This window comes from Streptomyces sp. PU-14G, from assembly GCF_041028275.1.
Lineage (GTDB): Bacteria > Actinomycetota > Actinomycetes > Streptomycetales > Streptomycetaceae > Streptomyces.
In genome coordinates this window covers 1-1,386 of sequence record NZ_JASKYT010000705.1, presented here as the reverse complement: position 1 = coordinate 1,386, position 1,386 = coordinate 1, and the positions used below count along the sequence as shown (strand labels likewise).

The 1,386-nt window shown below is 75.0% G+C and carries 1 protein-coding gene and 1 pseudogene; both read left to right on the top strand.

The genetic code is table 11. The features are described 5' to 3' along the window. Window positions 1-68: 68 nt before the first annotated feature. On the top strand, window positions 69-425 hold the full coding sequence (locus AB8Z75_RS34840; protein ID WP_369209132.1) for a metallopeptidase family protein: 357 nt from the start codon (window positions 69-71) through the stop codon (window positions 423-425). A 595-nt stretch (window positions 426-1,020) separates the two neighbouring features. Then, window positions 1,021-1,386, top strand: a pseudogene (locus AB8Z75_RS34835) (hypothetical protein); the annotation flags it as partial.

The following is a 1,386-nucleotide window of genomic DNA, read 5'->3' as shown; positions in this document are numbered from 1 at the left end:
GCGCGGGGAAGTCCGCCCGGGGGAGGGCGTCCGCGGGCCGGCTGGCCGACAATGGGCGCGTGCTGGAAATGACGCGTGAGGAGTTCGAAGAGCTGGTCGCCGAGGCGCTCGACCGGATACCGCCCGAACTGACCCGGCTCATGGACAACGTCGCGGTGTTCGTCGAGGACGAGCCCCCGGCGGACGACCCCGAGCTGCTCGGGCTGTACGAGGGCACGCCGCTGACCGAGCGCGGCGAGTGGTACGCGGGCGTCCTGCCGGACCGCATCACCGTCTACCGGGGACCCACCCTGCGGATGGTCGAACGGGACGACGGAGGGGGCCGGGAGGGCGTCGTGGAGGAGGTCGAAATCACGGTCGTGCACGAGATCGCCCACCACTTCGGTATCGACGACGAGAGGCTGCACGCACTGGGGTACGGCTGAGGCCGTGGAGGCCCACGTCGGCTGGGCCGAGCGACTGAGCGCCCCCGCCGGCCTGGCTGGCCCTGTCCCGTACGGTCCTGTCCCGTACGGTCCTGTCTGCTCGGCCCCGTCTGCCCGCCTGCCCGTCTGCCCGTCTGCCCGTCTGCCCGCCTGCCCGTCCGTCCGACCGCCCGCCTCGGCTCGACCGGTCGGCCGACCCGGCGGACGGCACGGACTTCTGCTCGGTGGTGAATGTCACTGCTCGGTGGTGGACGTCACCGACGTTGCGGCTCAGGTCGACGTGGCGGCTCGGGTCAGGGCCTGTGCCGGGAGGAACGTGGCGACTGGCCGGGAGGAACGTGGCCCTCGGGCGGAAGGGGCGCTGGGCCCCCACCGGGGGGAGCGCGGGTGTTGTGGCCAGGCGCCGGTCGGGCTGGGCGCGCGCCGTGCGGCCAGGACGTGCGCCGGGTGGCCCGGGTGGGCGCCCGGTGAGGCGGGCGGGCGCCGGGTGGTGCGCCGTGTGCGCTTCGGCGTGTGCGCGGTGAGGCGTGACCTATTGGGGTGACGGGGAGTTGAGCACGGCACCCGCCGAAACCCCCGCGCAGGAGGTCCCACCGTGCGCCGAACCCGTACCGCTGCCCGTACCAGCCATACCGCTTCTCCCACGGGCGGTGCGCACGCCGCCGGCCGCACCGCCCGCTCCACGACGGTCGGCGCGCTCATGCTCGCCGCGGTCTCCACGCTCAGTGGCTGTATGACGGTGCAGGGCGCCGACGACGTGGGCGAGGGAGGCGCGGCCCCCGTGGGGAGCCGCTCGGACGACCACGGTGGCGTGACCGAACCGGAGGGCGGTCTCGACGGCGCCGGATACCGCAAGGGCCGCGCCGCCGGGGAAGGCCGCGACGCCGGTGGCCGGGACGGGCGGGGTCACGGGCGGGACGGCGACGGTCGGCACGGCAAGCGGGAGAAGGACGACGAGCGG

Coding starts and splice junctions, on each gene's coding strand:
- AB8Z75_RS34840 (WP_369209132.1), top strand. CDS start 69: ATGACGCGTGAGGAGTTCGAAGAGCTGGTCGCCGAGGCGCTCGACCGG.